General features: G+C 68.9%; 25 protein-coding genes. 16 read left to right on the top strand and 9 right to left on the bottom strand.

The annotated features are described in order from the left end of the window. The first annotated feature begins 7 nt into the window (after positions 1-7). The 4 genes from ACLJRL_RS30090 to ACLJRL_RS30075 all read left to right on the top strand — a co-directional run bounded on the left by ACLJRL_RS30090 (position 8) and on the right by ACLJRL_RS30075 (position 2,934). Positions 8-814, top strand: a complete 807-nt coding sequence (locus tag ACLJRL_RS30090; protein WP_410659695.1) for an IclR family transcriptional regulator C-terminal domain-containing protein — start codon at positions 8-10, stop codon at positions 812-814. Positions 815-822: 8 nt separating this feature from the next. Then, positions 823-1,392 carry an NTP transferase domain-containing protein gene (locus ACLJRL_RS30085; protein WP_410659694.1) on the top strand — a complete coding sequence of 190 codons (570 nt, stop codon included), beginning with the start codon at positions 823-825 and terminating at the stop codon, positions 1,390-1,392. A gap of 31 nt (positions 1,393-1,423) precedes the next feature. Next, complete coding sequence (locus ACLJRL_RS30080; protein ID WP_410659693.1) at positions 1,424-2,296, top strand: AAA family ATPase; 873 nt, start codon at positions 1,424-1,426, stop codon at positions 2,294-2,296. A gap of 65 nt (positions 2,297-2,361) precedes the next feature. Continuing rightward, positions 2,362-2,934, top strand: a complete 573-nt coding sequence (locus tag ACLJRL_RS30075; RefSeq protein WP_410659692.1) for a TetR/AcrR family transcriptional regulator — start codon at positions 2,362-2,364, stop codon at positions 2,932-2,934. On the opposite strand, the gene ACLJRL_RS30070 is transcribed toward ACLJRL_RS30075, so the two are convergent. Further along, positions 2,931-3,971 (bottom strand): nucleoside hydrolase, encoded by a 1,041-nt coding sequence (locus ACLJRL_RS30070; RefSeq protein WP_410659691.1) that lies wholly within the window; start codon positions 3,969-3,971, stop codon positions 2,931-2,933. The genes ACLJRL_RS30075 and ACLJRL_RS30070 overlap by 4 nt on opposite strands. Positions 3,972-4,071: 100 nt before the next feature. Between ACLJRL_RS30070 and ACLJRL_RS30065 the strand changes: the two genes are divergently transcribed. The 3 genes from ACLJRL_RS30065 to ACLJRL_RS30055 are packed head-to-tail and all read left to right on the top strand — an operon-like array spanning position 4,072 to position 7,508. Then, the gene (locus tag ACLJRL_RS30065) at positions 4,072-5,289 is read left to right on the top strand and encodes an FAD-dependent oxidoreductase (protein WP_410659690.1); all 1,218 of its coding nucleotides are present in this window, start codon (positions 4,072-4,074) and stop codon (positions 5,287-5,289) included. A gap of 7 nt (positions 5,290-5,296) precedes the next feature. Beyond that, positions 5,297-6,403 (top strand): vWA domain-containing protein, encoded by a 1,107-nt coding sequence (locus tag ACLJRL_RS30060; protein ID WP_410659689.1) that lies wholly within the window; start codon positions 5,297-5,299, stop codon positions 6,401-6,403. Next, positions 6,396-7,508 carry an XdhC family protein gene (locus ACLJRL_RS30055; protein ID WP_410659688.1) on the top strand — a complete coding sequence of 371 codons (1,113 nt, stop codon included), beginning with the start codon at positions 6,396-6,398 and terminating at the stop codon, positions 7,506-7,508. Before ACLJRL_RS30060 ends, ACLJRL_RS30055 begins: the two co-directional genes overlap by 8 nt. Positions 7,509-7,818: 310 nt before the next feature. Here ACLJRL_RS30055 and ACLJRL_RS30050 read toward each other — a convergent pair whose 3' ends face one another. After that, positions 7,819-8,745 (bottom strand): PLP-dependent cysteine synthase family protein, encoded by a 927-nt coding sequence (locus ACLJRL_RS30050; RefSeq protein WP_410659687.1) that lies wholly within the window; start codon positions 8,743-8,745, stop codon positions 7,819-7,821. Between the two features lie 52 nt (positions 8,746-8,797). Between ACLJRL_RS30050 and ACLJRL_RS30045 the strand changes: the two genes are divergently transcribed. Continuing rightward, positions 8,798-9,451 (top strand): winged helix-turn-helix transcriptional regulator, encoded by a 654-nt coding sequence (locus ACLJRL_RS30045; protein WP_410659686.1) that lies wholly within the window; start codon positions 8,798-8,800, stop codon positions 9,449-9,451. A gap of 229 nt (positions 9,452-9,680) precedes the next feature. Continuing rightward, complete coding sequence (locus ACLJRL_RS30040) at positions 9,681-10,937, top strand: DUF222 domain-containing protein (protein ID WP_410659685.1); 1,257 nt, start codon at positions 9,681-9,683, stop codon at positions 10,935-10,937. Between the two features lie 99 nt (positions 10,938-11,036). Here the strand turns inward: ACLJRL_RS30040 and ACLJRL_RS30035 are convergent, their stop codons facing one another. Next, complete coding sequence (locus ACLJRL_RS30035; protein ID WP_410659684.1) at positions 11,037-11,516, bottom strand: Lrp/AsnC family transcriptional regulator; 480 nt, start codon at positions 11,514-11,516, stop codon at positions 11,037-11,039. A 69-nt stretch (positions 11,517-11,585) separates the two neighbouring features. On the opposite strand from ACLJRL_RS30035, the gene ACLJRL_RS30030 reads away from it, so the two are divergent. The 7 genes from ACLJRL_RS30030 to ACLJRL_RS30000 all read left to right on the top strand — a co-directional run bounded on the left by ACLJRL_RS30030 (position 11,586) and on the right by ACLJRL_RS30000 (position 18,952). Then, positions 11,586-12,521, top strand: a complete 936-nt coding sequence (locus tag ACLJRL_RS30030; protein WP_410659683.1) for a threonine/serine dehydratase — start codon at positions 11,586-11,588, stop codon at positions 12,519-12,521. Positions 12,522-12,976: 455 nt separating this feature from the next. Continuing rightward, positions 12,977-13,108 (top strand): glycohydrolase toxin TNT-related protein, encoded by a 132-nt coding sequence (locus ACLJRL_RS30025; RefSeq protein WP_410659906.1) that lies wholly within the window; start codon positions 12,977-12,979, stop codon positions 13,106-13,108. Between the two features lie 226 nt (positions 13,109-13,334). Further along, positions 13,335-13,865 (top strand): (2Fe-2S)-binding protein, encoded by a 531-nt coding sequence (locus ACLJRL_RS30020; RefSeq protein WP_410659682.1) that lies wholly within the window; start codon positions 13,335-13,337, stop codon positions 13,863-13,865. Continuing rightward, complete coding sequence (locus ACLJRL_RS30015) at positions 13,865-16,303, top strand: xanthine dehydrogenase family protein molybdopterin-binding subunit (RefSeq protein ID WP_410659681.1); 2,439 nt, start codon at positions 13,865-13,867, stop codon at positions 16,301-16,303. Before ACLJRL_RS30020 ends, ACLJRL_RS30015 begins: the two co-directional genes overlap by 1 nt. Continuing rightward, complete coding sequence (locus ACLJRL_RS30010; protein WP_410659680.1) at positions 16,300-17,154, top strand: FAD binding domain-containing protein; 855 nt, start codon at positions 16,300-16,302, stop codon at positions 17,152-17,154. Before ACLJRL_RS30015 ends, ACLJRL_RS30010 begins: the two co-directional genes overlap by 4 nt. A gap of 19 nt (positions 17,155-17,173) precedes the next feature. Beyond that, the gene (locus tag ACLJRL_RS30005; protein ID WP_410659679.1) at positions 17,174-17,812 is read left to right on the top strand and encodes an SRPBCC family protein; all 639 of its coding nucleotides are present in this window, start codon (positions 17,174-17,176) and stop codon (positions 17,810-17,812) included. 66 nt (positions 17,813-17,878) lie between these two features. Further along, a complete protein-coding gene (locus ACLJRL_RS30000) occupies positions 17,879-18,952 on the top strand; it encodes an NAD(P)-binding domain-containing protein (protein ID WP_410659678.1) in 1,074 nt (357 codons plus the stop codon). Positions 18,953-18,968: 16 nt separating this feature from the next. On the opposite strand, the gene iolD is transcribed toward ACLJRL_RS30000, so the two are convergent. From iolD to ACLJRL_RS29970, 6 genes are read right to left on the bottom strand one after another with little or no spacing between them, the layout of a single operon-like run. Then, complete coding sequence (gene iolD, locus ACLJRL_RS29995) at positions 18,969-20,807, bottom strand: 3D-(3,5/4)-trihydroxycyclohexane-1,2-dione acylhydrolase (decyclizing) (protein WP_410659677.1); 1,839 nt, start codon at positions 20,805-20,807, stop codon at positions 18,969-18,971. After that, the gene (iolB, locus tag ACLJRL_RS29990; protein WP_410659676.1) at positions 20,804-21,694 is read right to left on the bottom strand and encodes a 5-deoxy-glucuronate isomerase; all 891 of its coding nucleotides are present in this window, start codon (positions 21,692-21,694) and stop codon (positions 20,804-20,806) included. The genes iolD and iolB overlap by 4 nt, the downstream gene beginning before the upstream one ends. Continuing rightward, positions 21,691-22,623 carry a 5-dehydro-2-deoxygluconokinase gene (gene iolC, locus ACLJRL_RS29985; RefSeq protein ID WP_410659675.1) on the bottom strand — a complete coding sequence of 311 codons (933 nt, stop codon included), beginning with the start codon at positions 22,621-22,623 and terminating at the stop codon, positions 21,691-21,693. Before iolC ends, iolB begins: the two co-directional genes overlap by 4 nt. Next, positions 22,620-23,405: an ATP-binding cassette domain-containing protein gene (locus tag ACLJRL_RS29980; protein WP_410659674.1), complete on the bottom strand. Its 786-nt coding sequence runs from the start codon at positions 23,403-23,405 to the stop codon at positions 22,620-22,622. Before ACLJRL_RS29980 ends, iolC begins: the two co-directional genes overlap by 4 nt. Next, on the bottom strand, positions 23,402-24,436 hold the full coding sequence (locus ACLJRL_RS29975) for an ABC transporter permease (RefSeq protein WP_410659673.1): 1,035 nt from the start codon (positions 24,434-24,436) through the stop codon (positions 23,402-23,404). Before ACLJRL_RS29975 ends, ACLJRL_RS29980 begins: the two co-directional genes overlap by 4 nt. After that, entirely contained in the window at positions 24,433-25,434 is a 1,002-nt protein-coding gene (locus tag ACLJRL_RS29970; RefSeq protein WP_410659672.1) for a substrate-binding domain-containing protein, read from the bottom strand. The genes ACLJRL_RS29975 and ACLJRL_RS29970 overlap by 4 nt, the downstream gene beginning before the upstream one ends. Positions 25,435-25,452: the final 18 nt, after the last annotated feature.

The raw sequence follows: 25,452 nt of genomic DNA, 5'->3' as shown, positions 1-25,452 counted from the left end.
TTCTCGTATGGACGAAGGCGAGGTGACCGAGCGCGGAGCGCACCATGTCCAGTCGCTGGAGCGCGGGCTGGCGGTGATCAAGGCGTTCAACGCCGACGCGGCGGAGCTGACGCTCAGCGATGTCGCCCGTTCCACCGGGCTGACCAGAGCGGCGGCACGCCGGTTCCTGCTCACCCTCGTCGACCTCGGCTACGTGCGCACGGACGGCAAGTACTTCTCGCTCACCGCGCGGGTCCTCGAACTCGGCTACTCCTACCTGTCGAGCATGTCGCTGCCCGAGGTCGCCCAGCCGCATCTGGAGCGGCTGTCCGCCGAGGTGCACGAGTCGAGCTCGGTGTCGGTCCTCGAAGGACTGGACATCGTCTACGTCGCGCGTGTCGCCGTCTCGCGCATCATGACCGTCAGCATCAACGTCGGCACCCGATTCCCGGCCCACGCGACGTCGATGGGGCACGTCCTGCTGGCCGGGCTCGAAGATCCCGATCTGCACGGCTACTTCGACGCGGCCAAGCTCGAGAAACTGACCGCGCGCACGTTGACCAGGCAAAAAGACCTGCACGACGAGTTGCGGCGCGTCTCTCAGCAGGGCTGGGCGATGGTCGACCAAGAACTGGAAGAGGGCCTTCGCTCGATCGCCGCCCCGATCCGGGACCGGCAGGGCCGGATCGTGGCCGCGGTCAACCTGTCCACCCACGCCAGCCGGACGACGCCGGAGTCGGTCGAGCGCGAACTGCTGCCGTCGCTGCTCACCGCGGCGCGGGCCATCGAGACCGATCTGGCTTCGGCACCGCCGAGCCGGGCTCATCATGGATAAGACACAGCATGGCTGACGTCGCCGGCCTGCTGCTCGCGGCCGGGGCCGGGCGCCGGTTCGGCGGTCCGAAGGCGCTGGCCGTCCTCGACGGCGAACCGTTCGTCGTCCGCGCGCTGCGGGTACTCGCCGACGCCGGCTGCTCGCCGGTCCGGGTGGTGCTGGGTGCCGCGGCCGACGACGTCCGCGCGATCCTGCCCGACCTCACGTCCGCCGTCGTGGCCGAGGAGTGGGAATCCGGCATGGGGGCATCGCTGCGCGCGGGCCTGAAGGCGCTGGAGAAGGGCGGTGCGGAAGCCGCTGTCGTCCACCTCGTGGATCTGCCCGGGGTCGGGGCCGAGGTGGTGCGCCGGGTGATGGACGGAGCCGACGCGAGCACCGTCGCGCGGGCCGCCTACGACGGCGTCCCCGGCCATCCCGTCGTGCTCGGCCGTCGCTGGTGGCCGGAGGTCGTGGCGGGCGCGTCGGGGGACAAGGGCGCGCGGGACTGGCTCAAAGGCCGCCCCGACCTGCGGCTCGTCGAATGCGGCGACCTCGGGTCCGGGCACGATGTGGACCACCGCGCGGATCTTCCCCGCTGAGCGGGCGCGCTCCGGGGCTTACGATCGGGAAGTGACCGTCGAATCGCCGGAGAAACTGGCCGAAGCACTCGAATCGGTCGGCTACCTCGCCGACGACGGCATCGCCACGGCCGGGTTCCTCGCCTTGCGGCTCGGCCGCCCGCTGTTCTGCGAGGGCGAACCGGGAACCGGCAAGACCTCGCTCGCCTTGGGTCTGGCGGAGGCGCTGGACCTGCCGCTCATCCGGCTCCAGTGTCACGAGGGCATCGACGCGGCGCAGGCGCTGTACGAATGGGATTTCCCCCGCCAGTTGCTGCACCTGCGCGCGCTCGAAGCCTCGGGCGGCGGCGAACTCGACGTCGAGACGGCGGAGCAATCCCTCTACACCGAACGATTCCTCCTTGCCCGGCCGCTGTTGCGCGCGTTGCAGATCTCGCCGTGTGTCCTGCTGGTCGACGAGATCGACCGGGCCGACGACGAGTTCGAAGCGTTCCTGCTGCAACTGCTCGACGAGAACGCCGTCACCATTCCCGAGTTCGGTGAGGTGCGGGCCGAGCATCCGCCGCTCGTGGTGCTCACCTCGAACCGGACCCGCGAAGTGCACGACGCGCTCAAGCGCCGATGTCTCTATCACTGGCTCGAACACCCGGATCTCGGCCGGGAGATCGAAATCCTGCGCCGCAAGATCCCGCAGGTGGGCGAGCGGCTCGCGACGCAGGTCGCGACGGCGGTGCAGCGGCTCAGGACGATGGAACTGCTGAAACCGCCCGGGGTGGCGGAATCCCTCGACTGGGCTCAGGCACTGCTGGCGCTGGGTATGTCCGAATTGGACGCCGCGACGGGGGCGCGGACGCTCGGCTCGGTGCTGAAGTACAGCGAGGATCTGGACCGGGTCCGCGCGAAACTGGACAAGCTGCTCGCCTGAGGGGTCGTCCGGGTTACCCTGGTCAAACGGAACGGTGATCCGGTAGACGTGAGCGGAGGAGTGGCTTGAGCGGAGAAGGCACCAAGTCCAAACGCGCGGACGCCCGGCGTAACGAAGAGACCCTGCTCGACGCGGCGGCCGCGGTCTTCGTGACGTCAGGGGTCGAGGCTCCGGTCCGCGACATCGCGGCGAAGGCCGGCGTCGGCATGGGCACGATCTACCGGCACTTCCCGACCAGGGCGGACCTCATCATCGCCGTCTACCGGCACCAGGTCGAGGCCTGCGCCGAAGCCGGGCCGGCCCTGCTGGAGAGCAGCGAAACCCCGTACACCGCACTAGGCCGCTGGATCGACCTCTTCGTCGACTTCCTGGTCACCAAACACGGCCTCGCCGCCGTGCTGCAGGCGGACAACACCGGTTTCGAGACGCTGCACGCCTACTTCCTCGACCGTCTCCTGCCGGTATGCGGGCAGTTGCTCGACGCCGCGGCCGAGTCCGGCGAGATCCGCTCCGACCTGCAGGCGATCGAGGTCATGCGCGGCGTCGGGAACCTCTGCATCGGTGCCGGCGGCGATTCCCGGTACGACGCGCGTCGCATGGTCGGGGTCCTCATCGCCGGGCTGCGCTCGCGCGCCTAGCCGTTCAGCATCTTCAGGAAGCCGTTCTCGTAGGCGACGGGATCGGTGTCGTAGCCGACGTTCTGCGGCGTGCCCTTCGGCGTGACGTAGGTGCGTCCCGCGGCCGCGCCGTCCTGCCGGACGTCGACCTTCGCCGGGCGCAGCTTCACCGGGCTCACCGCGTCGAAGACCGCGGACGAGGCGAGCGTGTCCCACCAGAAGGCCGAGCCGTCCTGGATGTACGGCGTGAGGTCGGGCTGAGTGACGATCGCGTGGACCAGTTTCGCTTCCGCGGTGCGGCCTTCCCGTCCCAGACGCTCCACATAGGATGGTGTGATCGGGGCGTCGTTCGTGGCGTCGAGCGGGATGATGTCGACCCGGCCGCGCGGGATCCCGGCGAAGACCTTGTCGGCCGACGCGGGGTCGAGCCACATGTTGACCTCTTGGGTGCCGTCGAACTTCTCCGCGCCCGGGCCGAACAGGTTGCCCGGGACGTCGAAGGCGCCGCCCATCACCGAGAGCCGCGAAATCCGTTGTGCCACACCGGGAACATCCAGTGCCTTCGCGACATTGGTCAGCGGCCCGGTCGCGATCACGACGACCGGTTTCGACGACTTGAGCACCGTCGCCGCGAGCAGTGCCGACGCGCGGATCTTCGACGGTTTCGCCGGCTCGCCGGCGTCGCCGAGCGCGCCGTTGAGGATGCTTTCGGTCCAGGCGCGACCGTCCGCGGGCATCGGGTTCACGCCGGTGTCGGATCCGTCGGCGACCGGAATACCGGACAGGCCGCATTTCTCGAGCGCCGTCCGCACATGGGTCAGCGCGCGTCCGGGCATCCCGGCGCCGTTGTTGGTCACGGTGACCGCGCGTAGGTCGATCCGGCGCTGCTTGTGCGCCTGGCACAGGTACGCGAGCGTCGCGATGTCCGCGAAATCCGAGTCGCCGTCGTACACGACCGGAACCGGGGAGTGTTTCGGAGCCGCCGAGGCGGCGGGGGCCGCGGCCACACCGAGGGCGCAGGCGAGCAGGGCGGCGAGCACGGCACGGGACGGGAACATGCCGTCACCGTAGCGAGAAACGCGGATTTCCGGCAGGACCTAGGTCCTCTTCGGAGCCGAATACCTCGCAATGGCCCGCCGGGCGCGCTAGAACTCGATTATGGAACGTACACAGTGTTGTGTGGTGGGGGGCGGTCCGGCGGGGATGGTGCTCGGACTCTTGCTCGCGAGAGCCGGGGTCGAGGTCACGGTTCTCGAAAAGCACGCGGACTTCTTCCGCGATTTCCGCGGTGACACGGTGCATCCCCCGACGTTGATGTTGCTCGACGAACTCGGTCTGGGCGAGCGGTTCGCGCGGTTGCCCTCGCGGCGGCTGGAGAAGATGCGGATGGTGATCGGCGACGCGAAGATCGTGGCCGCCGACTTCAGCCGGGTTCCCGGGCCGCACAAGTACATCGCGATGGTCCCGCAGTGGGATTTCCTGAATCTGCTGGCCGAAGCCGCCGCCGAGGAGCCGACGTTCACCCTGCGGATGGGCGCGGAGGTGACCGGCCTGCGCAAGGGCGGCGGGGTGCGCTACCGCGATTCCGACGGCGTCGAACGGGAACTGGCCGCGCCGCTCGTGGTCGGCTGCGACGGCCGGGACTCCCTGGTGCGCGCGGAAGCGGGACTCATGTCGCAGGAGTACGACGTGCCGATGGACGTGTGGTGGGTCCGGGTGCCCAAACGTGAGGACACGGGCAAGGAAGCGCAGGTGTTCGGCTGCTTCGCGGGCGGGCGGGCCGGTGTGACGATGGACCGCGGTGACTATTTCCAGACGTCGTACCTGATCAGGAAGGGCCAGGACGCGGCTGAGCGGGCCGAGGGGATCGAGAAGTTCCGCAGCCGGATCGGCGGCCTGTTCGGCTGGGACGACGAGGTGGTGAGCGCGATCCGCGACTGGGACGACGTCAAACTGCTGAAGGTCCGGATGTCCAAGCTCCGGCACTGGTACTCCGAGCGCGTGCTCTGCATCGGGGACGCCGCGCACGCGATGTCCCCGGTCGGCGGCATGGGCGTGAACATCGCGGTGCAGGACGCCGTGGCGGCCGCGCGGATCCTCGCCGGCCCGCTGGTCCAGGGCACGTTGACCGCCCGGGACCTGGCCCGCGTGCAGCGACGACGGAACCTGGCCGTCACCCTGGCCCAGAAGCAGCAGCTGGGGGAGCACAAGATGCTGATCGAGCCGGCCCTCGACGGGACGCTGAACGAGCGGACGGTGCCGTTGCCGCTCCGCCTTTCCGACCGCTTCCCGCTGCTGACCGGCCTCGCGGCCTTCATGGGCGGGATGGGACCTCTGCGCGAGAAGACCCCGGTGTTCGCCCGACGCGGCTCATAATGGAGTGGTGAGTGATCCCCTGGCGGGTTTCGTCGGCTTCGCGGAGGCTTTGCGCGAAGCGGGCCTGCCGTGCGACGCGCACCGCGTCCAGGCCTATCTCGCGGCCGTGCGCGAGGTCGATCTCACCGATCCCGAACAGCTGTACTGGGCCGGGCGCCTGACGCTGTGCGCCGACCCCGACGACCTCCCGCGCTACGACGCCGCGTTCGACGGCTGGTTCACCGCCGCCGAGACCCGCCCAGGGCGTCGAAGCCGGCAGGCGGTCCCGAAGCGCGCGAAGATCGCTTCGCTCGCCCAGGCGCCCTCCGGCGAGGGCGAGTCCGGCGCCGAACCGGACCGGCTTCGCGTGGCGGCCAGCGAGGACGAGGTCCTGCGGCACCGCGACCTCGCCGAACTGAGCGTCGCCGAACGCGCCCACCTGCGGGAACTGCTGGCGAAGCTGCGGCCCGTGCTCCCCATGCGGTCGTCGCCGCGCCGTCGCGCCGCCCGCCGGGGCACCCTCGATCCGTCGCGCACGCTCCGGGCGATGCTGGCGGGTGGTGGTGAGCCCGTCCGCCTGGCGTACCGGCGCCGGAGCGCCAGACCACGCCGTCTCGTCCTGCTCATCGACGTCTCCGGCTCGATGGGTCCCTACGCCGACGCCCTGCTGCGGTTCGCGCACGTCGTCGCCCGGCGCGCTCCCGGCCGGGTCGAGGTGTTCACCCTGGGCACGCGGCTCACCCGGGTCTCACGTCAGCTGCGGTTACGCGACCCCGAGCACGCGATGCTCGCCGCGGCCGCCGCCGTCCCCGATTTCGCGGGCGGGACGAGGCTCGGCGAGACGATGCGGGCCTTCCTCGACCGCTGGGGACAGCGCGGCGTGGCGAGGCGATCGGTGGTCACCGTGTTCTCCGACGGCTGGGAGCGGGGCGACCCCGGCCTGCTCGGCGAACAGCTCGCCAGGCTGCGCCGGCTCGCACACGTCGTACTCTGGGTTAATCCGCACGCGGGGCGGGCAGGTTACGCTCCCGTGCAGTCCGGCATCGTGGCCGCGCTTCCGTACCTCGATCGGCTGCTCGCCGGACACAGCCTGGCCACGTTGGAACAACTGCTGGTGGAGATCGCCGATGCGTGACGTACTGGACGAACTGCACCGCCGCTGGGCGGCCGGCGAGACGGTGGGGGTCGGCACGGTGGTGGCGACGTTCTCGTCGGCACCCCGGAGCCCGGGCGCGGCGATGCTCGTCGCGCCGGACGGCACGGTCACCGGAAGCGTCTCCGGAGGCTGCGTCGAAGGCGCCGTCTACGAACTCGCGCAGCAGGTGGTCGCCGAGCGCGCACCCGTGCTTCAGCGCTACGGCGTGACCGACGACGACGCCTTCGCGGTGGGGCTGACCTGCGGCGGGATCATCGACATCTACGTCCAGCACGTCGACCGCGACTCGATGCCGGAACTCGGCGACGTCGTCGAATCGGTCCACGGCGGACAACCGGTGGCCGTGGTGACCGTGGTCGAGCACGAACGGGAAGGGCTGGTCGGCGAGCACCTGATCGTCTGGCCGGACCGGGTCGCCGGTTCACTCGGCTCCTCCCGGATGGACGACGCCGTCGTCGACGACGCGCGCGGCATGCTCGCGGGCGGCCGCACCGGCACCCTGCACTACGGCCCCGACGGGCAGCGCCGCGGCGAGGGGATGACGGTGTTCGTCAACTCCTTCGAGCCACCCGCGCGCCTGCTGGTCTTCGGCGCCATCGACTTCGCCGCCGCGATGGCGAAAATGGGCTCGTACCTCGGCTACCAGGTCACGGTCTGCGACGCGCGCCCCGTGTTCGCGACGAAGACCCGCTTCCCCGACGCGCACGAAGTCGTCGTCGACTGGCCGCATCGGTACCTCGCCGCCGAGGCGGAAGCGGGCCGGACCGACGGCCGGACCGCGATCGCCGTGCTCACCCACGACCCGAAGTTCGACGTGCCGCTGCTGGAGGTCGCGCTACGGCTCGACGTCGGCTACGTCGGCGCGATGGGCTCCCGCAAGACCCACGACGACCGCTTCGCGCGGCTGCGCGAGGCCGGGGTCACCGAGGCGGAACTCGAACGGCTGTCCTCACCGATCGGCCTCGACCTCGGCGCGCGGACGCCCGAGGAGACCGCCGTGTCGATCGCCGCGGAGATCATCGCGCTGCGGTGGAGCGGGACGGGTTCGCGGCTGGCCGCGCTCAGCGGACGGATCCACGGCTGACGGCTGGTTTCGGATATTTGGCGAGTGACGTGATCTCAACAAGTTTCATGCGGTCTTGCCGTGTTCGAAATGCGTGAGGACGAGGGCGGCCTTGACGATGTCGCCGATCGCCGTTGTGTGCCGCAGTGCGCGCCAACGCCCGGTGAGCACGGCGAATCCCCGCTCACCCAGACAACGCAGGCCCCGCAGCAGTGCGTTGTAGGTACGGTTGTTTACATCGAGTACCTGGCCGTCGGAGGCTGTTTGACCGGCGTATGCACGCCGATCCCGACGCCGTTGTAGCCGCCATCGGCGAGGGCATCTTTCGAATTCATCCGCGTTGGTACACAGTGGTGCTGAGATACTTCAGGCCCGAATCCACCAGTAAGGTCGCGATTCTGGCGGTCGGTCCGAGGCGCTGGCCGATCTGTATCGCGGCGAGCACGTTCGCGCCTGACGACGTACCAGCGAAGAGACCCTCCTCGCGGGCCAGGCGCCTGGCCATGTCCTCGGCGTCAGCGGTGGCGATCGGGACGATCTCGTCCGGCAGGTCTGGCTCCCACATCGGCGGCACGTAACCGATCCCGATGCCCTCGATACGGTGCGCGCCCGGCTGTCCACCGGAGAGCACGGCGGACTCCGCCGGTTCGACCGCGACGACCCGCAGCGCCGGATTGTGCCGCTTGAGCGGGGTCGTGGTGCCGCGCAGTGAGGCCATCGTGCCGATCGACTGGACGAACACGTCGACCCGCCCCTCGGTCTGGGTCCAGATCTCCTCGCCCAGTGGGTGGTAGCCGGTGATGCTGTCGGTGTTGGTGAGCTGGTCGGTCCAGTAGGTGTGCGGCTGCCGGGAGAACTGCTCGGCCTTCTCGATCATGGCGAGGATCAGTGTCTTGGTGATCATTCCTTGGTCGCTCGGGATGACCGTGAGCTCCGCGCCGAGGGCCGCCATCTGGACCAGCTTGTCCTCGCTGAACGCGTCCGAGGTGACGATCCGCAGGCGGTATCCCTTCGCTGCACAGACAAGCGCCAGGGATGCGCCGGTGCTGCCGCCTGTGTACTCGACGACCGTGTCGCCGGGCCGCAGCCGTCCGTCGTTCTCGGCCCTGGCGATCATCGCCCGCGCCATCCGGTCCTTCATGCTGCCGGTCGGATTCTGCCCCTCGACCTTGACGAAGATCTCCGCGCATCCCACGGGCACGACCCTGTTCAGCCGCACCAACGGTGTGTTCCCAATCGTCGCCGTCACGTCATTCATGGGTGTGATCATCGACTGGACGTGGCCGGATCGGTAGTTCAATATTTGAACCATGACGGGGTACGGGCAGTTCTGCGCGGTAGCGCGGGCTCTGGACGTGGTGGGTGAGCGCTGGGCGTTGCTGGTCGTGCGGGAGTTGCTGCTCGGCGCGTCCACCTTCACCGAGATCCGCCGGGGCCTGCCCCGCATCCCGCGGGCGACGCTGTCCGCGCGGTTGCGGGCACTGCGCGCCGCCGGCATCGTCGACGACGGCTACCGGCTGACCAACGCCGGCGTCGCACTGGCCCCGGTGGTGCGGGAACTGGCCCGATGGGCGGTGGCCACAGAGAGTGCCGCGCTGACCGAGGACGACCTGGACACCGCAGCCCTGACCTGGGACATACAGCGCCGGATCAACGTCGAAGCCCTGCCGGAAAGGACCGTCGTGCTCGCCCTCGACTTCACCGACCGGGACGAGAGGTACTGGCTGTACCTGTCGCGGACTGGCGTGAACCTGTGCCGGCAGGACACCGGAGCACCCGTCGACATCTGGCTGGCTGCCCCGACCATGGCGGTGACCAGGTGGTGGCTAGGCGAGCGGTCCTGGGCACAGCTGCTGCGTCATCCCGACGTACACATGCATGGCGACCTGGCCCTGCAACGCCAGGTGCACCGCTGGTTCACCCGTTACGTGTTCTCCCCGGAGACGTTGGGGACACCTCGCTGAACGTCCCGGTCCGCAGGACGCTGCACCCCAGGCCGTTCTGCGTGATGTCCCCGACTGAGAGTTGGTGAGCACGGTCCAATTATCTCTGCTCGCGATTTCCGCGTAGCGCACTTCGCGTGCGAAGGGCGCTACGCCGATTCTGAATCACCCTTTAGGGCGATTCCAGCCTCTTTAAATCGAGTTTTCGATTTGCTAGCACACCTGTTCGACTCCTGCTAATGTTGAAGCTGTGACCAGCACTGATGTTCCCGAGTCGACGCGCCGCGAATGGTGGCGCGTCGACAAGAATGTGCTGCTGTCGCGGACAGTGGATATCGAGGTTGCGGTCCGGAAACTGCTGGCCGAGCAATATGAGGTGTATGCCGAAATTCATCGGCGCGGGCTGCGGGGAGTCACCGGACACGATTCGCTGGCCGGGTTGATCGAGGAAGATCTGCGCCTGACCCCCGCCGATGCGAAAGCCCGTGCCGAACGGGTGCTGGCGTTGCATCCGACACCGACGTTCACCGGCCAGGATGTGCCCGCGGTGGCTCCGTTGGCGGCTGTGGCCGCTGCCGAGGGCGCGATGGGTGGTGCGCAGCTCGACCCGATCATCCGCACCCTCACCCAGATCCCCGCCACCGTGCCTGAGGAGGAGGTGCGGGCCGGGGAGAAGATCCTGGTCGACCTCGCCCGGGTCGCCGGGCCGAAAGCAGTCGCCCGGGCCGGACGTGACCTGCTCGCCCGCCTCGATCCCGACGGGAAAGAACCGAAGGACGATGACCCGAAACCGGCCCGCCCGGACCTGAAGTTCGTCCATCACCGGGACGGCAGCCTCGGGGTGGTCGCCACCGTCGACCAAGAGATCTACGCCCGACTGAGAACCGACCTCGATCCCCTGGCGAAACCCCACAAAACCGAAGACGGCGAGAAAGACCCGCGCACTCAGGCCGAACGGTACGGAGACGCGTTCGGTGACTACGTGCGGATGAAGACCGCCAGCCCCGACTTGCCGGGTCAGGCGGGGGAATCCACCCACATCCTGATCACCATGTCGTATGAAGACCTGATCCGAGACCTCAACAACGCCCAGCTGGAGCTGGCCGGACCGCTCAACGCCACCGACGCGAGAACCCTGGCCTGCGACTGCCGCATCCGACCCGTCGTCCTCGGCAAAGCCGGAGAACCACTCGACGTCGGACGCAGCGCCCGCACCGTCACCGTCCCGCAGAAATACGCGTTGACCGCCCGCGACGGGGGTTGCGCCTGGCCCGGCTGCGACATGCCGGTGTTCCGCTGCACCGCCCATCACATCGTCATGTGGCGACACCACGGCGAAACAAAGATCGACAACCTCGTCCTGCTCTGCGGACGCCACCACAAACTCATCCACAGCAGCCAATGGAAAGTCCGCATCACCCAAGACGGACTCCCCGAATTCACCCCGCCTGCCTACCTCGACCCCACCGGCACCCCACGCCGAAACACGATGCATCTGCAGATCTGAAAGAACTAGGGACTGTAAATCGTCGAACACCTCGGCTGCGATCGGACCAAGGCCCTCAAGTCAAGCCGTTCGTTTGTCCGACCCCTGAACCACCGACCGCTACCGGCCGGATCCGCGGCCGACCCCGGGCACCGGAATGGCCTGGCTCGACTTGACCACCTCGAAGGCGGGCAGGGTCTCGAACCGTTTGACGTGCTCGTCGAACAGGCCCCTGGACAGGTATCTGCTCGCTTTGAGGTCCGGGGTGAGCAGCACGACGACGTAGTCCCACTGGCCGACGATGCTGTAGCAGTGCTGGACGCGTGGTTCGGCCAGCATGCGCCTGCGGAACGCCGAGTGGTGTGCCTCGTCGTCGTTGGTCAGCGCGACCAGGATGACCGACGCCATGCCGGCGCTCAGCGCCTCGGGATCGAGCACGGCGACCTGCGCGCGGATCACGCCCGCGGCGCGCAGCCGGGTCAGACGGCGTTGCACGGCACTGGGGGAAAGGCCGACGGCGTCGCCGAATTCGTGCAAGGGGCGGGCCGCGTCCGCCTGGACGAGGTCGAGCAGCAGGTAGTCGATCTCGTCGAGAGGCACGCAAGATTTTTGCACGTGAGCGGGAAAATTTACAATCGCGGTGATCGGCTTCCGGCTTAGGTTCTGCTTATGACCGACATCGACCTGCAGCTGGACCGCGTCGCCGAGGCGGCGACGGTGATCGATCCCGTTTTCCTGAACTCCCCGCAGTACATCGACGAGCAGCTGAACCAGCGCCTCGGACGGCGGGTGCTGGTGAAGGTCGAGTCCCTGAACCCGTTGCGCAGCTTCAAGGGCCGCGGAGCCGGGTACTTCGCCGCCGGGCTGGCGCCGGGGACCACCATGGTGTGCGGGACCAGCGGGAACTTCGGGCAGGCCATCGCGTATGCCGCCCGGAGGCATGGCCTGCGGGCCGAGGTGTTCGTCCCCGCCGACGTCTCGCCGGTCAAATTGCGGCGGATGAAGGCGCTGGGCGCGCGGGTGCGCCGGGTCGAAGGCGAAGTGAAGGACGCCGCGGCCGCCTTCGCCGCCGAGGTCCCGGACCGCGTCTTCGTGGTCGACGGCCGCGAACCCGCGATCTCCGAAGGCGCGGGCACCATCGGCATGGAACTGGCGAGGGAGACCGAGATCGACACGGTCGTGCTCCCGGTCGGCGACGGCGCGCTGATCGCCGGGGTCGCGCTGTGGCTCAAGGTGCACGCGCCAGGCGTCCGGATCGTCGGCGTCGGCACCACGTCCGCCCCGGCGATGGCGAGGAGCTGGCAGGCGGGAGAGCCGATCACCGTCGACCGGGCCAACTCGTTCGCCGGCGGGATCTCGATCCGGACCCCGGAACCGGACTCGGTGCGACGGCTGCGGACGCTCGTCGACGACTTCGTGCTGGTCGACGACGACGATCTGCGGGCGGCCATGCGGCTGGGCGCGGAAACGCTCGGCGTCGTCCCGGAACCCGCGGGTGCCGCCGGTCTGGCCGCGCTGACCCGGCACGAGATCCCCGGCGCGCTCGCCGCCACCGTGATCACCGGGGCGAACGCGGATCTCTCGGTGCTCGGCATGACGGGCTGAGTGAACCAGCCGGTCGGCTCAGTGACATCAGTCGATCAGCCGCAGACCGCTCCGTGTGCCGCCTGGTGTGCTCGGATCATGTTGCTGAGACGCACCTTGACGGTGTTCGCCGCCATCGGCCTGCTCCTCGCCCCGGTCACCACGGCCACCGCACAAGCCGGTACCGAACAAACCGCCGCGCACCAAGCCGGTCGGCTCACCGAATGCTCGGACACCGATCACCGCGGTGACAAACGGCTCGGCCCGGAGAAGCTGCCGGTACTGGGCGACGTTGGTTTCCAGCTCATCGGTTACCGCCGCACCGGGGCCTTGCCCCAGCAGCGTTTCCTCGACACCTACTACGACTCGGCGGCTGCTTCCTGGCGCTACCCGCCCAAGAATGGCTACGTCCTACGACCTGACGGAACGCCCATCCAGTACGTCGTCACGTTGACGCAGGGCAGCAGTCCGGTCCGATCGCGGCCTGGTTCGCTCAGCCAGGTGGGGGATTCCAGTACCAAGTGGACAGTGCGTTGCTCCCCGGCGCGCCGGGATCGGTCAACGTCGGGTGGTTGATCGCCCAAGGTTTTCTCGAGCGATTGAAGTAGTCGGCGCGAAACCGCACCTGCGGCGAAAATCTAAAGCCCGCAACGCATCTGCGGACCTGAAGGGGAACCACCCCCTGGTGGGGGTTGTCCCGGCCGGACAGAAGTAGCACGCTCGACTGTGAGTCCGATCACGGTCGTTCCGGGGTCGGTCCGTGACAACAGAATGACCGGCCGATCCCGAACGGCCCCGGCCCGCACGGGGTTTCTCATGCTTTTTGGAGGCCTGATGCGCATCACCGTCAACGTCGACGGCACCAGCTACACGGACGACGTAGAGCCCCGCACCCTGCTCGTGCACTACCTGCGCGAACAGGTCGGGAAGGTGGGCACCGTGGTGGGGTGCGACACCAGCAACTGCGGCGCCTGCACCGTCCATCTCGACGGGCACAGCGTGAAATCCTGTTCGGTACTCGCGGTCCAGGCCGACGGGTGCGAGGTCACCACGGTCGAGGGACTGGCTCGCGACGGCAAACTGCATCCGGTGCAGCGGGCCTTCCATGAGAACCACGCGCTGCAGTGCGGTTTCTGCACGCCCGGCATGATCATGCAGTCGATCGACCTGCTCGCCGACAATCCCGATCCGGACGAAAAGGCCGTCCGAGAAGGACTCGAAGGCAACCTCTGCCGCTGTACGGGATACCAGAACATCGTCCGCGCGGTCCGCGACGCCGCCCACCACATGCGACCGGGCGCCGGCCCGGAAGCCGAGCGGCTCGCCTCGGACACCGCCTCCCGTGTCGGCGCGGGTGTTGAGTGATGACCTCCACGATCGAACCGGAGGTGGGCAAGGCCCGTCGCCGCAAGGAGGACGAGCGTCTCATCACCGGCCGCACGCGCTGGACCGACAACATGACACTGCCGGGGATGCTGCACCTCGCCGTCCTCCGCAGTCCCTTCGCTCACGCCAAGATCGTCTCGATCGACACCACGGAGGCGAAGTCCGCGCCGGGCGTCATCGCGGTGTTCACCGGGAGGGATCTCGACCCGGAGAGCGCCATCGGCATGCCGTGCGCGTGGCCGATCACCCCGGACATGAAGTCGCCGCGGCGGCCCATCCTCGCCTCGGACACGGTGAACTTCGCCGGTGAAGGCGTCGCGGTGGTCGTCGCCCGCACGTCGGCCGCGGCACACGACGCCCTCGAGGCGATCGACGTCGACTACGACGAACTGCCGATCGTCCTCGGGCTCGAGAACGCGCTCGCCGAGGGGGCGCCGCTGGTGCACGAGGACCTCGGCACCAACGAGAGCGCGGTGTGGGTCTTCGATTCCGCCGACGCGGGAACGGGATCCAGCGTCGAGGACGCGATATCCGGCTCGGAGATCGTGCTCAAGCGCCGGTTCCGCCAGCAGCGGCTGGTGCCGGCGTTCATGGAACCGCGTTCCTGCGTCGTGGACCCGACGGGCAATCAGCTGGTGATGTGGGCGTCCACCCAGGTCCCGCACATCCTCAAGACGATGACCGCGGCCACGCTCGGCATCCCCGAGCACAAGGTGCGGGTGATCGCGCCGGACGTCGGCGGCGGATTCGGCGGCAAGATCGCCGTGCTGCCCGAAGAGATGATGTCGACGGTGATCGCGCGACGGCTCGGGAAACCGGTCAAGTGGACCGAGTCCCGTTCGGAGACGATGGTCGCCGCGCACCACGGCCGCGACCAGATCCAGGACATCACCATCACCGCGAACCGAGACGGCACGGTGACCGGCCTCAAGGTCGAACTGCTCGCCGACATGGGCGCGTACCTCGGGCTCGTCGGGCCCGGCGTACCGATCCTCGGCGCGTTCATGTTCAACGCCATCTACAAGTTCCCGGCCTACCATTTCTCCTGCACCAACGTGTTCACCAACACCACGCTCACCGACGCCTACCGCGGCGCCGGGCGGCCGGAGGCCACGTTCGCGATCGAGCGGATCATGGACGAGCTCGCCGTCGAACTGGGCATGGACCCGATGGAACTGCGCGAGAAGAACTGGATCAAGCACGAGGAGTTCCCGTTCACCACGGTGGCCGGGCTGACCTACGACACGGGCAACTACGAGGCCGCGACCGCCAGGGCCAAGGAACTCTTCGACTACGACGGCCTCCGTCGTGAGCAGCGGGAGCGGCGGGAAGCGGGCGACTCGGTCCAGCTCGGCATCGGTATCTCGACGTTCACCGAGATGTGCGGCCTGGCGCCGTCGCGGGTGCTCGGCTCGCTGGATTACGCGGCGGGTGGCTGGGAGCACGCGGAGATCCGGGTTCTGCCCACCGGCAAGATCGAGGTGGTCACCGGTGCCTCCGCGCACGGCCAGGGCCACGAAACGGCGTGGAGCCAGATCGTCGCCGACAAACTCGGTGTCCCGTTCGAGGATATCGAGGTCATCCACGGTGACACCCAGTCCTCGCACAAGGGCATGGACACCTACGGCTCGCGGTCGCTGGTGGTCGGCGGGGTCGCGGTCGTCAACGCGGCGGCCAAGGTGCTCGCCAAGGCGAAACCGATCGCCGCGCACCTGATGGAGTGCGCCGAGGACGACCTCGAGTTCGAGGCGGGCAAGTTCTCCGTCAAGGGCACGGATTCCTCGACGTCCCTTCAGGACATCGCCTGGGCCGTGTTCTCCGCGCACAACCTGCCGGACGGGGTCGAACCCTCGCTGGATTCGGCCGACACGTTCGATCCGGAGAACTTCTCCTTCCCGCACGGCACCCACCTCTGCGCCGCCGAGGTCGACACCGAGACAGGACGGGTGAAGCTGCGGTCCTATGTCTGCGTCGACGACGTCGGCGTGGTGGTCAATCCGCTGATCGTCGAAGGCCAGGTGCATGGCGGGCTCGCGCAAGGCATCGCGCAGGCGCTGTTCGAAGAGGCCGTCCACGACGAAGGCGGGACACTGACGACGGGGACGTTCGCCGACTACCTGCTTCCTTCGGCGGTCGACTTGCCGTTCTTCACCACCGACCGCACCGAGACGGCTTCGACGACGAACCCGTTGGGCGCCAAGGGAGTCGGCGAGGCCGGCACGATCGCCTCGACGCCGGCCGTGGTCAACGCCGTGATCGACGCCGTCCGGCACTTCGGGGTGAACGACATCGAAATGCCGCTGACCCCGATGCGGGTCTGGCACGCCATCCAGTACGGGACGACTTCGGCGGGTGGTCTCGGTTCCGAAGCCGGTGGCGGTCTCGGTTCGATCGATGCTTCCGGAGGTGCCCAGTGATCCCCGCTCCCTTCGACTACGTCGCTCCGTCCACAGTGGACGAGGCGGTGAGCGCGCTCGCCGAAGCGGGCGAGGACGCCAAGGTGCTGGCGGGCGGGCAAAGCCTGCTGCCGGTGCTGCGGATGCGTCTCGCCACGCCGACCACGCTGATCGACCTCGGGAAGGTCGCCGAACTACGCGGCATCGCCGAGGACGGCGACGCGCTGGTCATCGGCTCGATGACCACGCACTACGACGTCCAGCGGGACACGCTGGTCGCCGAGCACGCCGCGCTGCTCAAGGCCGCCACCGACACGGTGGCCGACCCGCAGATCCGGCATCGCGGCACGTTCGGCGGGGCCATCGCGCACGCCGATCCGGCCGGGGACCTGCTTGCACCGGTGCTCGCGCTCGGCTGTGAACTCGTCGTCGCCGGGCCGGGCGGGCGGCGGACGGTCGCCGCGGCGGACTTCTTCCAGGACATGTTCACCACGGCGCTCGCCGCGGACGAGATCCTCGTCCAGGTCCGCGTACCGAAGCACACCGGCTGGCATGCCCACTACGAGAAGTTCAACCGGGTCGCGCAGGCGTGGTCGATGGTCGCGGTCGCGGCCTGCGTCCGCACCGAGGCGGGCACCATCGAGGAGGCGCGGGTCGCGCTCACCAACATGGGTTCGACGCCGATGCGGGCGGCCGGGGTCGAGATGGCGCTGGTCGGCTGCCCGGCCACCGCCGAAGCGATCCGCGGCGCGGCCGAACGCGCGGCCGAAGGCACGAACCCGACGGCCGACGGCAACGCCGACGTCGAGTACCGGCAGCACCTGGCCAGGGTGCTGACCGGCCGGGCGGTCCTCGCCGCCGCAGGCTCCTAGAAGAAAGGGAGGTCGGCCCGTGCGGCTCGACCATGAATTCACCGTTCCCGCCCCGGTCGCCGAGGTCTGGCAGGCCGTCGTCGATCCGGAACGGGTGGCGCCGTGTATGCCCGGTGCCACCATCACCGGGGTCGAAGGCGACACCTTCAAAGGCACGGTGAAGGTCAAGCTCGGGCCGATCTCCCTGCTCTACAAGGGATCCGGCGAGTTCGTCGAAAAGGACGCGGACGCGAGGCGGGTGGTGATCAAGGCGTCCGGCAAGGATTCCCGCGGTGCGGGCACGGCCTCGGCGACGGTCACGCTCACCCTGATCGAGAAGGACGGCGTCACCCACGGCGCCGTCGCCACCGATCTGGCGGTCACCGGTAAGCCCGCGCAGTTCGGGCGCGGGTTGATCACCGAGGTCGGCGGCAAGATCCTCGACTCGTTCGCGGAGTGCCTGTCCGGCAAGCTCGGCATCGTGGCCGAGCCGGAACCGGCGGAACCCGAAACCCCGGAGCGCCCGCCGTTGAAAGCGGTCAAGCCGATGACCGAGGGTGAAGCGATCGACCTCATGGAGTACGCGGGCGAGTCGGTGGTCAAACGGCTGGCTCCGGTGCTGGTCGCCCTGGCCGGGGTGCTCGCGATCGTCGCGATCGTCCGGGCACTGAAACGCTGAATGTGACGCGGCCCCCACTGCGACAGAGGAAGGAAATAGCCGGGGCCGCACGCCGTTGAACCCGGTATGAAGGCGGATCACGAAGTCGACGTGGCGGTGATCGGGGCGGGCCAAGCCGGTCTCTCGGCGGCGTACCACCTGCGCCGCGCGGGGTTCGCCAACGAGTCGGGTTTCGTCGTGCTCGACCACGGCAAACGCGCCGGTGGCGCGTGGCAGTACCGATGGCCGTCGCTGGTGGTCGAGAAGGTCCACGGGATCTACGACCTCCCTGGCATGGCCTTCGGCACCCCGGATCCGAAACTACCCGCGGCGGAGGTTGTTTCCGACTACTTCGGCCGTTTCGAGCGCACGTACGACCTTCCTGTCCATCGCCCTGTCGACGTCCTGTCGGTGGGCCGTGAGGAAGACCGGCTCATGGTCGCCAGCGCGACGGAGACCTGGGCCGCCCGCACGGTGATCAGCGCGACCGGCACCTGGGACCGGCCGTTCTGGCCGTACTACCCGGGCCAGGAGACCTTCCGCGGCCGTCAGGTGCACACCGCCGACTACACCGGCGTCGGCGACTTCCGCGGTAAGCGCGTGGTCGTGGTCGGCGGGGGCTCGTCGGCCATCCAGCTGCTCCTGGAGATCGCGCCCTTCGCCCGCTCGACGCGCTGGGTGACGCGCCGTCCGCCGGTCTGGCGTGACGAGCCGTTCAGCGAGGACTGGGGTCGCGAGGCCGTCGCCAAGGTCGATCAGCGGGTCCGGGAGGGCCTGCCGCCGGAGAGCGTCGTCAGCGTGACCGACCTGGCCGTGACACCCGAGGTGCGGGCGGGGCTGGACGCCGGGATCCTCGACCGTCGCCCGATGTTCGAGCGGATCACCCCGGACGGTGTCGTCTGGGCGGACGGCACCGTCGAACAGGCCGACGTGATCCTGTGGGCCACCGGTTTCCGGGCCGCCATCGACCACCTCGCGCCCTTGCACCTGCGCGCGGCCGGCGGCGGCATCCGGATGGACGGCACCCGGGTCGTCGCCGAACCGAGGCTGCACCTGGTCGGCTACGGCCCTTCGGCCAGCACCGTCGGCGCGAACCGGGCGGGCCGCGCGGCCGTCACCGAGATCCGGCGCCTGCTCGCCGGCACTTCGACAAGCCATTAGAGGACTAATTGCGTTTTCAGGAGCGCAGGTACCGCACCTGCGTCGGCTTCGCCTCCTCGAAACCTTCCCGCCCGGACAGGTGTTCCGGGACTCCGACCTCCCACCAGGCACCGGCCTCGGTCCACGACTTCGGCTGGGTCCGGACCACGACCACCGCCGGTCGTTTCTCCGCCACCGCCGCTTCCCGCGCCTTCGCATAGGCCGCTCGCACATCGTCCAAAGTGGACGCTGTGAACACCGCGCATCCCAGCGATTCCGCGTGCCGGGCGAAGTCGACCCGGGGCGGCGAGGAATGCGCGCTCCGGCAGTCGGTCAAGAAGTTGTTGAACGGCTCGCCGCCCTGGCCTTCCTGCAGCCGGGCGATGACCGCGTAGCCGTCGTTGTCGCAGACCACCGCGACGAACGGGTGACCGGCGAAGGCGGCCGAGAACAGTTCCGAGTTCAGCATCAGGTAGGAGCCGTCGCCGAGCATCGTGGTGACGAGGCCGTCGGTATGCGCCATCGCCGCGCCCCACGCGCCCGCGAGTTCGTAACCCATGCAGGAAAAGCCGTACTCGACGTCCATGCTGATCGATCCCGACCCGCGCCAGCCGCCGATCAGTTCGCCGGGCATCCCGCCGGACGCGGTCATCACGTAATCCTGCGGCTCGGACAGGTCATTGACCGCGCCGACGACCTGGGCGTACGTCGGAACGTCGTCGGAGACAGTGCGCAGTGAGTCGATATGCGCGTCCCAGCGGCCGCGTTCCGCCGCCGCGCGTTCGGTCCACAAAGGATCGACGCGCCAGCTTTCCAGCTGACCCGCGAGATCCGCGAGACCCGCGTCGGCATCACCCACGACGGCCAGCGCGCCGTGCTTGACCGCGTCGAACCGCGCGGCGTTGAGCGTGATCAGCCGGACGTCGGGCGAGAACACCGTCCAGGACGCGGTGGTGAAGTCCTGCAAGCGGGTGCCGATGGCCAGGACGACGTCCGCTTCGGCGGCCAGGACGTTCGCGGACGTCGAGCCCGTGACGCCCAGCGGGCCCGCGTGCAGCGGGTGCCCGTGGGGGAGCAGGGTGCGTCCGGCCGTTGTTTCGGTGACCGGGATGCCGTGGCGCTCGGCGAAGGCCAGCGCGCGCTCGCCGGCACCGGAGTACCGGACGCCACCACCGAGTACCAGCAACGGTTTGCGGGCCGTACGCAGCGCGGCGGCCGCTTCGGTGAGTGCGCGGCGGTCGGGCCGCGTGCGCAGCAGGCGATGGGTCACCGGTTCGAACAGCGCGTCCGGGAAGTCGTAGGTCTCCACCTGGACGTCCTGCGGCAGCGCCAGGGTCACCGGGCCCGCGTCCGCCGGATCGGTCAGCACCCTGGCGACCTGCGGCAGGGTCGAGAGCAACTGCTCGGGCCGGGTGATCCGGTCGAAGTACCGGCTCACCGCGCGGAAGGCGTCGTTGACGGTGGCGGTCGGGTCGCCGAAATGCTCCACCTGCTGCAGCACCGGATCCGGCGCACGGCTGGTGAAGGTGTCGCCGGGGAGCAGCAGGACCGGCAGCCGGTTGGCGTGCGCGACCCCGGCCGCGGTGACCATGTTCAGCGCGCCCGGACCGATCGACGACGTCACGACGCCGACCTGGCGCCGGTGTGTCGCCTTGGCGTAGCCGACGGCCGCGAGCGCCATACCTTGCTCTGTTTGCCCGCGCCACAACGGAAGGTCGTCTCGGTGCTCCTCCAGTGCGGTACCGAGGCCGAGCACGTTGCCGTGCCCGAAGATCGCGAACACCCCGGGGAACAGCGGGACCTCGCGTCCGTCCAGGGTCTCCGACCGCTGCGCGAGCAGCCAGCGCACCAGTGCCTGTGCCGTGGTCAGCTTCATGACACTCGTCCTTCGTGGCTCGTGACCGGGCAGCGCGGGTCGAGTTCCTGGTCGTTCCAGGTCTCGCGGACCCAGCCGTGCGCGGGGTCGTCGCAGAAGGCCATCGACCGCTCGTCGGCGGGACCGGCCAGGACGTTCAGGTAGTACATCGGATACCCGGGGGCCGCGACACACGGTCCGTGATATCCGCGGGGGATGAGGAAGACATCGCCATCGCGGACCGCGACGTCCTCGTCCAGCTCACCGTCCGATGTGTACGTCCGATGAAGACCGAAACCTTCACTGGAAGGCGTCACGCCGTCGCGGCCGGCGATGCGGAAGTAGTAGATCTCCTCGTTGACGACCTCGCATTCGGTCGCCTCGTCGTGCTTGTGGGGCGGGTAGGAAGACCAGTTGCCGCCGGGGGTGATGAGCTCGCACGCGTTCAGCTTGTCCGCGTGGTCCCAGACCCCGGGCACGCCGAAGTTGGTGACCTGCCTGGTCGCCTGACCCGAGCCCCGTACCTCCACTGGCACCTGCTCGGCGGGCCCGTAGCGCGGTTCGAGACGGCGGGTGCAGCGCGCCATCGGCATGGCCAGCTCGATCCCGTCCACAGTCGACAATTCGACTTCGGTATCACGGGGAACGTAGGCGAAATCCGTGACCCGGGTGAATACCGAATCGCGTCCGGCCAGCTCGAAGACCTGCCCGTCGACCCGGACCGTGCACGCCCCCGCGAGCGGCAGCACGAAGGCTTCGTACTCGCCGGTGCGCACGAGCCGCTTTTCGCCGGGGTGAAGCGAGAGCACTCGCAGTCCGCTGTAGGTCCAGCCCGCCGAATCCGGGGTGAGCCGGATCGGATCCTGGCCGTCCGAAAGCGTTCCGATCCGGCGGTGCAGCTTGCTCACAACAACTCCTCGATCTCGTCGGCCGTGGGCATGGCGTCGGCGCAGGCCAGCCGGGACGCGACGAGCGCGCCGGCCGCGTTGGCGTAGGTGGCGATGCGCACCGGATCCCAGCCGGACAGCAGGCCGTGGATCAGCGCGCCGCCGAAACCGTCCCCGGCGCCGAGCCCGCAGACGACCTCGATCCGCTGGGGAAGCACGGTCCAGCGGCCCTCAGAGGTGGCTACCAGGACGCCGTCGGCGCCCTTCTTGATCACCGCGAGTTCGACGCCGCGGTCGAGCATGCGTGACGCGGCCTCGTCGGGATCCGCCGTGCCGACGGCGACTTCGGCCTCCGTGCGGTTGCCCACGGCTACCGTGACGTGATCGAGCATCCAGCCGATCTCCTCGCGCGCCGCTTCTACATCGGGCCAGAACATCGGCCGGAAGTCCAGGTCCAGCACCGTATGGCTCAGACGCCCGCGCCGTTCCAGCATCTTGCGCTGGGTGCCGCGCGCCGGTTCGACGGACACCCCGGTCCCGGTGACCCACAACAGCGGGACGGATTCCACGACGTCCCAAGGCACATCCGCTTCGGTGAGCGTCAGGTCGGGCGCGATCGGGGACCGGTAGAACAGCAGTGGCGGATCCGCCGGCGGATTCAGTGCGCAGAACACCACCGGTGTCTGCAGTCCCGCCGACGTCCCGACGTGGTCGGGCGCCACCCCGAACTCCCGAAGCGCCTGCCGTACGTAGTCGCCGAACCCGTCGGGCCCGACCTTCGTCAGCACCGACGTCGAGCGGCCGAGCCGCGCGGCGGCGACCGCGACGTTGGTCGCGGTGCCGCCGAGCGACTTGGCGAAGGTGCTGACCCCGGCCAGCGGCACGCCGCTCTGCTCGGGGTAGAGGTCCACCCCGACCCGGCCGACGGTCAGTGCTTCGAGAGCGGTCATGAAGGGGACTCCACCTGTCGCAACTCGTGTTCGAGGGCTTCCAGTTCCGCACCGCCCGCCATCTGCCGGGTCAGTTCGGACAGGTCGATCTCGGACTTCTCGTAGGTGCCGAGCGGCGCGCCGCGTTTGAGCAGCAGGAACCGGTCGGCCACCGGGTACGCGTGGTGCGGGTTGTGCGTGATCAGCACGACGCCGAGCCCGCGATCACGGGCCTGCGCGACGTACTTCAGCACCACACCGGCCTGTTTGACGCCCAGCGCGGCCGTCGGCTCGTCGAGGATCAGCACCTTCGCGCCGAAGTGCACCGCCCGCGCGATGGCGACACACTGCCGCTCACCACCGGACAACGTGCCGACAGGCTGCTCGACGTCGCGGAGGTCGATGCCCATGTCGGACAACGCCTTCTTGGTGGTCTCGCGCCCCTTCTTCCGGTCCAGCGCGCGGAACGGGCCGAAACCGACCGTCGGTTCGGAGCCCAGGAAGAAGTTCCGCCACACGCTCATCAGCGGCACGACGGCCAGATCCTGGTACACCGTCGCGATACCGCGATCGAGCGCCTCGCGAGGCGACGCGAACTTGACCGGCTCGCCCTCGACCAGGAACTCACCCTTGTCGTGCTGGTGCACCCCGGCCAGGATCTTGATCAAAGTGGACTTGCCGGCACCGTTGTCGCCGAGCACACAGGTGACCTCACCGGCGTTGACCACAGTGGACACGTCGCGCAGCGCGATCACGCTGCCATAGGTCTTGCCGACATCTTGGACTTCCAGGAGATGACTCATCGCCGGACCCTTTCCGCGCGGCGCCGGAAGGCGTTGTTGACCAGGACCGCGGACAGCAGCATCACGCCGAGGAACAGCATGAACCAGTCGCTGTCCCAGCGGGCGAACACGATGCCCTGCCGGGCCATGCCGAAGATCAGCGCGCCGATCGCGGCACCGATCGCCGAACCGAACCCGCCGGTGAGCAGGCAGCCGCCGATCACGGCCGCGATGATGTACTGGAACTCCAGCCCGATGCCCTGGTTCGCCTGGACGCTCGCGAACCGCAGGATGTTGATCGAGCCGACCAGCCACGCGGCGAGCGCGGTGGTCATGAACAGCATGATCTTGGTGCGTACCACCGGAACACCGACCGCGCGCGAACTCGGTGCGGAGCCGCCGACGGCGAAGATCCAGTTGCCGAACCGGGTCCGCACCAGCAGCCAGGCCGCGAGTACGGCGAAGCCGATCCACCAGAGGATGGAGATCTGGAACGCCGTCCCGCCGACGTCCACAGTGGACGCGAAGACGAACCCGGCGGACTCGTAGCCGTCGGTCGAACGCATCCCGGAGACCTGGACGGTACCGGTGACCATCCGCGTGATGCCGAGGTTCAGGCCCTGCAGGGCCAGGAACGTGCCCAGGGTGACGATGAAGCTGGGCAACCCGGTGCGCATCACCAGCCAGCCGTTGAACGCGCCGACGGCGAGGGCGAAGACCAGCGACGCGAACAGCGCGAGCCAGACGTTCCAGCCCGCTTGCGTGGCCAGTGTCGCGGTGACGAGCGCGGTGGACGCCGTCATCACCCCGGCCGAGAGGTCGAACTCCCCGCCGATCATCAGCAGCGCCACGGCGACCGCCATGATGCCGAGCGTCGAGGCGTCGTCCAGCCAGGTCGCCACCCCGCTGCCACTGAAGAACTGGTCGGTGACGAGGGTGAAGAACAGGAAGACGACGACGGCGCCGAGGAGCGCGCCGATCTCGGGCCGGATGACCAGCCGGTCGAGCAGCCGCGGTTTCGCGACCCGTTCTTCGAGGGAGGTGGTTGTCATCGCGTGCCCCTTTGCACGTACTGGCCGACGGTGTCCACAGTGGATTTGTCGACCAGGTCGGGTCCGGTGAGCACCGGCTTCCCACCGCCGACGACGTTCGCGTTGTCCCGGTAGAGCTTGAGGAACTGCACCGGGAGATAGCCCTGCTCGTACTGCTGCTGATCGACCGCGAAGACCACGTCGCCGCTCTTGATCGCGCTGACCACGTCGGTGTTGAGATCGAACGTGCCGACCTGCGCCTGCGAGCCGACACCCTTGATCGCGCTCACCGCCCGCGCGGCGACCTGCGAGTTCAGCGTCAGCACGGCGTCGAGCGCGGAGTCGGTCTGGACCGCGCCGCGGATCCGGGACTCGGCGTCGGTCGGGTTGCTGATGTCGACCTGCAGGGTCTGCACGTCACCCGAGAATCCGGTCTTGGCGCCGTCACAACGCTGCGCCTGCCCGACATTGCCCGCTTCGTGGACCACGCAGAGCAGCTTCTTCTTACCGAGTTCCTTGAACTTCTTCCCGGCTTCCTCACCGGCGATGGTCTCGTTCTGCCCGACGTGGGTGAGCGCGCCGTAGCCCGCGCTCTTGTCCTCACCGGAGTTGATGGTGATGACCGGGATCCCCGCGCGGACCGCGTTCTCGATCGAGGTCTTGAGCGCCTCCGGGTTCGCCATCGACACCACCAGCCCGCCGACCTGCTGGGCGACCGCGTTGTCGACCAGTTTGGCCTGGTTGCCGGGATCCCCGTCGGAGTTGTACTCGACCTGGACACCGAGCTGTTTCCCGGCCTCCTCGGCACCGTTCTTGACCACGTTCCAGAACGCGTCGCCCGCGGTGCCGTGCGAGATGACCGCGACCCGGAGCGGGCCGCTGGGCTGCGTCGTTGCCGTTGTCGTCGCAGCCGGACCCGCGCCTGCGACGGGTTTCTCCTCGGCCTTCGGCCCGGTGCACGCGGACAGGAGCAAAAGCCCCGCCGCGGCCACCAGAACCGCCTTCAAGCGATGGGACATCGTCGTCTCTCCTCGCTT

It is taken from the genome of Amycolatopsis sp. lyj-112, from assembly GCF_046549055.1.
Lineage (GTDB): Bacteria > Actinomycetota > Actinomycetes > Mycobacteriales > Pseudonocardiaceae > Amycolatopsis.
Note: the sequence above shows the minus strand (reverse complement) of the source record. Positions and strands in the feature narration are given on the sequence as shown.

What these genes read in the sequence shown, in the direction of transcription:
- ACLJRL_RS30090 (WP_410659695.1), top strand. Translation starts at nt 8, where the DNA reads ATGGACGAAGGCGAGGTGACCGAGCGCGGAGCGCACCATGTCCAGTCG.
- ACLJRL_RS30085 (WP_410659694.1), top strand. Translation starts at nt 823, where the DNA reads ATGGCTGACGTCGCCGGCCTGCTGCTCGCGGCCGGGGCCGGGCGCCGG.
- ACLJRL_RS30070 (WP_410659691.1), bottom strand. Translation starts at nt 3,971, where the DNA reads ATGTTCCCGTCCCGTGCCGTGCTCGCCGCCCTGCTCGCCTGCGCCCTC.
- ACLJRL_RS30065 (WP_410659690.1), top strand. Translation starts at nt 4,072, where the DNA reads ATGGAACGTACACAGTGTTGTGTGGTGGGGGGCGGTCCGGCGGGGATG.
- ACLJRL_RS30055 (WP_410659688.1), top strand. Translation starts at nt 6,396, where the DNA reads ATGCGTGACGTACTGGACGAACTGCACCGCCGCTGGGCGGCCGGCGAG.
- ACLJRL_RS30050 (WP_410659687.1), bottom strand. Translation starts at nt 8,745, where the DNA reads ATGAATGACGTGACGGCGACGATTGGGAACACACCGTTGGTGCGGCTG.
- ACLJRL_RS30045 (WP_410659686.1), top strand. Translation starts at nt 8,798, where the DNA reads ATGACGGGGTACGGGCAGTTCTGCGCGGTAGCGCGGGCTCTGGACGTG.
- ACLJRL_RS30030 (WP_410659683.1), top strand. Translation starts at nt 11,586, where the DNA reads ATGACCGACATCGACCTGCAGCTGGACCGCGTCGCCGAGGCGGCGACG.
- ACLJRL_RS30020 (WP_410659682.1), top strand. Translation starts at nt 13,335, where the DNA reads ATGCGCATCACCGTCAACGTCGACGGCACCAGCTACACGGACGACGTA.
- ACLJRL_RS30015 (WP_410659681.1), top strand. Translation starts at nt 13,865, where the DNA reads ATGACCTCCACGATCGAACCGGAGGTGGGCAAGGCCCGTCGCCGCAAG.
- ACLJRL_RS30000 (WP_410659678.1), top strand. Translation starts at nt 17,879, where the DNA reads ATGAAGGCGGATCACGAAGTCGACGTGGCGGTGATCGGGGCGGGCCAA.
- iolD (WP_410659677.1), bottom strand. Translation starts at nt 20,807, where the DNA reads ATGAAGCTGACCACGGCACAGGCACTGGTGCGCTGGCTGCTCGCGCAG.
- iolC (WP_410659675.1), bottom strand. Translation starts at nt 22,623, where the DNA reads ATGACCGCTCTCGAAGCACTGACCGTCGGCCGGGTCGGGGTGGACCTC.
- ACLJRL_RS29980 (WP_410659674.1), bottom strand. Translation starts at nt 23,405, where the DNA reads ATGAGTCATCTCCTGGAAGTCCAAGATGTCGGCAAGACCTATGGCAGC.
- ACLJRL_RS29975 (WP_410659673.1), bottom strand. Translation starts at nt 24,436, where the DNA reads ATGACAACCACCTCCCTCGAAGAACGGGTCGCGAAACCGCGGCTGCTC.
- ACLJRL_RS29970 (WP_410659672.1), bottom strand. Translation starts at nt 25,434, where the DNA reads ATGTCCCATCGCTTGAAGGCGGTTCTGGTGGCCGCGGCGGGGCTTTTG.